At 47.1% G+C, this 762-nt stretch carries 2 protein-coding genes; both read right to left on the reverse strand.

The window, feature by feature from the left end; genetic code table 11:
* Nucleotides 1-288 (reverse strand): formate/nitrite transporter family protein (locus ACTHUR_RS13585; RefSeq protein WP_440399056.1); only part of this gene is annotated, 288 nt, incomplete at its 3' end.
* A gap of 246 nt (nt 289-534) precedes the next feature.
* On the reverse strand, nt 535-762 hold a 228-nt coding region (locus tag ACTHUR_RS13590), incomplete at its 5' end, for an acyl-CoA thioesterase (protein ID WP_440399058.1).

The raw sequence follows: 762 nt of genomic DNA on the forward strand, positions 1-762 counted from the left end.
GCCTAAAGACATAATCATCATATTGCTGGTTACCAGCTCGCCACCGCCAAGCAGGATACAAATCAAAGCGATTGGGAACACGGCGGCACCGAGTAAAGTCGCAACTCCGCCCCATTCGTGCGGAATGCCGCTGACTACTTTTAAATAGGCAAGATAACCGAAGCCGATGTATCCGCCGGCCAAAACGCTTAAGATTGCCAGTGTAGGGATGCTGGATTGTGCTTTGGCGCAGCTTTTGTCGAGAACAACCTGTAAAATTTCCTGTGGGTATAAATCGCGCGAAGCCATGATGTTCCTTAAAGTGGGTTGAGGAGGAAACGCCGTTTCAAAAGTGGCGCAAACTGTCGCGGTAGGGCAGTGTTATAGGAAGCCGGTGTATGGTCTTTGTCTTATCAATCAGCCTGAATTAAACCTAAAAAACAGATACTTCGCCTTGCTTTAGCTCAAAAGAAATATTATTACATTTTGCTTCTGTATTAAAAAAGGCCGTCTGAACGTTGAGGTTTCAGACGGCCTTGTTTTGAATTTTTAAACTTACAAATGTGCCAGCTTTGCATTGCCTTCGCGAGGAATAGGGCGCGGATTGCCTTGTGAATCGATGGCGACGTAAGTGAACACGGCTTCGGTGACCAGTTGACGGTCTTCCGTTACCATATCGTTCATCAAAGTCTTCACCCACACTTCGATTTTCAGTTGCAAAGAAGTATTGCCTACTCGGACGCAATGACCGTAGCAGCACACGACGTTGCCGACCTTTACCGG

Source organism: Neisseria sp. P0021.S007, from assembly GCF_051956855.1.